The 3,114-nt window shown below is 67.3% G+C and carries 3 protein-coding genes and 1 pseudogene; 1 reads left to right on the forward strand and 3 read right to left on the reverse strand.

What is annotated here, in order from left to right; all coding sequences use genetic code 11:
• From AC1DQP_RS18720 to AC1DQP_RS18730, 3 genes and pseudogenes are all read right to left on the reverse strand, one after another.
• Positions 1-86 (reverse strand): annotated as a pseudogene (locus tag AC1DQP_RS18720) (maleylacetoacetate isomerase); the annotation flags it as partial.
• 29 nt (positions 87-115) lie between these two features.
• Positions 116-250 carry a hypothetical protein gene (locus tag AC1DQP_RS18725; RefSeq protein WP_478052227.1) on the reverse strand — a complete coding sequence of 45 codons (135 nt, stop codon included), beginning with the start codon at positions 248-250 and terminating at the stop codon, positions 116-118.
• Positions 251-321: 71 nt separating this feature from the next.
• Complete coding sequence (locus AC1DQP_RS18730; RefSeq protein WP_256775310.1) at positions 322-1,311, reverse strand: fumarylacetoacetate hydrolase family protein; 990 nt, start codon at positions 1,309-1,311, stop codon at positions 322-324.
• Positions 1,312-1,800: 489 nt separating this feature from the next.
• Here AC1DQP_RS18730 and AC1DQP_RS18735 point away from each other — a divergent pair.
• A partial coding sequence (locus AC1DQP_RS18735; RefSeq protein WP_478052226.1) for a DEAD/DEAH box helicase occupies positions 1,801-3,114 on the forward strand: 1,314 nt, incomplete at its 3' end.

A 3,114-nucleotide genomic window follows, 5' to 3' on the forward strand; every position in this document is an offset into this window, starting at 1 on the left:
GTGATCCGGTGTGGCAGCTGCTTGAGATTCAACCCGATCCGCACGCGATACGCCGCGCTGGACCGCCAGTAGCTGAACAGTTCGATGGCGCTCTCGTCGGTGGCGGTGGCCGCGTTCAGGGCTTGGCGGCCTGTTCGATGCGCTGCTCGATCGCCCCGAAGATGCTCTCGCCGGCCGCGTCGAGCATTTCGATCCGGACCACGTCGGTGATCCGGTGTGGCAGCTGCTTGAGATTCAACCCGATCCGCACGCGATACGCCGCGCTGGACCGCCAGTAGCTGAACAGTTCGATGGCGCTCTCGTCGGTGGCGGTGGCCGCGTTCAGGGCTTGGCGGCCTGTTCGATGCGCTGCTCGATCGCCCCGAAGATGCTCTCGCCGGCCGCGTCGAGCATTTCGATCCGGACCACGTCGCCGAAGGACATGAACGGCGTGCTCGGCTTGCCGTCGCGCAGGGTTTCCACCGTGCGCTGTTCGGCGAAGCAGGACGCGCCCTTGCTGGTGTCCTCGTTGGCGATGGTGCCCGAGCCGACGATCGCACCGGCGCCCAGCGGACGGGTCTTGGCCGCGTGCGCAACCAGCTGGGCGAAGTTGAACTGCATGTCCACGCCGGCTTCCGGCGCGCCGAACCATTCGCCATTGATATGGGTGAGCAGCGGCAGGTGGACCTTGCTGTCCTGCCAGGCCTCACCCAGCTCATCGGGGGTGACGAACACCGGCGACAGCGCCGAGCGCGGCTTGGACTGCAGGAACCCGAAGCCCTTGGCCAGCTCGCCCGGGATCAGGTTGCGCAGCGAGACGTCGTTGACCAGCCCGACCAGCTGGATGTGGCCGGCGGCCTGTTCCGGGGTCACCGCCATCGGCACGTCGTCGGTGATCACCACGATCTCCGCCTCCAGGTCGATGCCGTAGTCCTCGCTGACCACCTTGACCGCGTCGCGCGGGCCGTAGAAGCCGGCGCTGGTGGCCTGGTACATCAACGGATCGGTGTAGAAGCTCTCCGGCACTTCGGCGCCCCGCGCACGGCGCACCCGCGCCACGTGCGGCAGGTAGGCGCTGCCGTCGACGAATTCATAGGCGCGCGGCAGCGGCGCGGCCAGCGCCTGCAGGTCGATGTCGAACACGCCGTCGGCGCTGCCGTCGTTGAGCGATTCGTACAGCGCGTTCAGGCGCGGCGCCAGGTGCGACCAGTCTTCCAGCGCCTGCTGCAGCGTGGTGGCGATGCCGGTGGCGCGCACGCCGTGGCGCAGGTCGCGCGAGACCACGATCAGGGTGCCGTCGCGGCCGCCTTCCTTCAAAGAACCAAGCTTCATGGGTGGGTATCCGGAATCGCGAAAATAGGTTTCAAGTGTAATCAAATGCGCGGTCAATCCAAGTCGCACTGCGCCAGAACGACGATAGCCCATGCGAATGATGCTGGGGTGGTCGCCTGCGACGGTCGCCCGGCCAACGGCCGGTCGTTACGGATTGCGACGGGCGCCGGGTAGCTCCGGATACGTCGGCGCTGGCGTCTCCAAGCTGAACAGGGGGATTTGGTACGGAACTCAACTATCCGCTAGACTATGCCGGTCTGCAGCGGCCGTCCGTTTCCCTTCGGGATCGCCGGCGATATGGATCATCGATCCGTCGCCCGCCCCCACTCCGACGCCATTCGTCATGCATACCAGTCTGCGCACCGCGCTGGCTGCACCCAATTCTCGCAGCGCGGTTTACGGGAACGCTCCGAGTCAGCCGATCACTCTGATCTGCCTCGCGTCCGGCCATTCGGCCTGGCGTTACTTTGTCTTTGGAGCTTCCACCCGATGTCTTTTGAATCCTTGGGCCTTGCCCCGTTCCTGCTGCGCGCGTTGGCCGAGCAGGGCTACGACACCCCCACCCCGATCCAGGAGCAGGCCATCCCGCTCGCCCTGGAAGGCCGCGACCTGCTGGCCGGCGCACAGACCGGTACCGGCAAGACCGCCGCGTTCGGCCTGCCGCTGCTGCAGCACCTGGGCACCAACCCGCAGGCCGTCGATGGCCCGCGCCGTCCGCGTGCACTGGTGCTGGCCCCAACCCGCGAGCTGGCCACCCAGGTGCATGACAGCCTGCGCGGCTACAGCAAGTACCTGCGCATCCCGAGCGCCTGCATCTACGGCGGCGTCGGCATGGGCAACCAGTTCGACGTGCTGCGCCGTGGCGTGGACCTGCTGGTCGCCTGCCCGGGCCGCCTGATCGATCACATCGAGCGTCGCAGCGTCGACCTTTCCGGCATCGAAATCCTGGTGCTGGACGAAGCCGACCGCATGCTCGACATGGGCTTCCTGCCGTCGATCAAGAAGATCCTCGCCAAGCTGCCGCGCCAGAACCGCCAGACCCTGCTGTTCTCGGCGACCTTCGAAGAGAGCATCAAGCAGCTGGCGCTGGAGTTCATGCGCAACCCGGAGCAGATCCAGGTCACGCCGAAGAACACCGTTGCCGAGAACATCAGCCACCGCGTGCACCCGGTCGATGGCCCGCGCAAGCGCGAGCTGCTGCTGCACCTTCTGGCCCAGGACAGCCGTGAGCAGACCCTGGTGTTCGGCCGTACCAAGCATGGCTGCGACAAGCTGGCCATGTTCCTGGACAAGTCCGGCATCAAGACCGCGGCGATCCACGGCAACAAGAGCCAGGGCCAGCGCCTGCGCGCACTGGGCGACTTCAAGGCTGGCCGCGTGACCGTGCTGGTGGCGACCGACATCGCCGCGCGCGGCATCGACATCAACGAGCTGCCGAAGGTCATCAACTATGACCTGCCGATGGTGGCCGAGGATTACGTGCACCGCATCGGCCGTACCGGCCGTAACGGCGCAACCGGCCAGGCGATCTCGCTGGTGGCCCAGGACGAGGCCAAGCTGCTCCGCCAGATCGTGCGCCTGCTGGACAAGGATATGGACATCCGCGATGTGCCGGGCTTCGAGCCGCAGACCCCGATCCGCTGGGGCAACAGCGCGCCGGGCAAGGCCGAGCTGCCGGGTGGCGATCGCTCGCCGCGCAAGCACGCACGTCGCCCGCACGCCGAGGCCCCGCGCCACGCCCATGCCGGCCCGAAGAAGGCCGGCGGCGCTCAGCGTGATGGCGCCGGTCGCGGTGCTCCGCGT

It is taken from the genome of Stenotrophomonas sp. P5_A8, assembly GCF_056400545.1.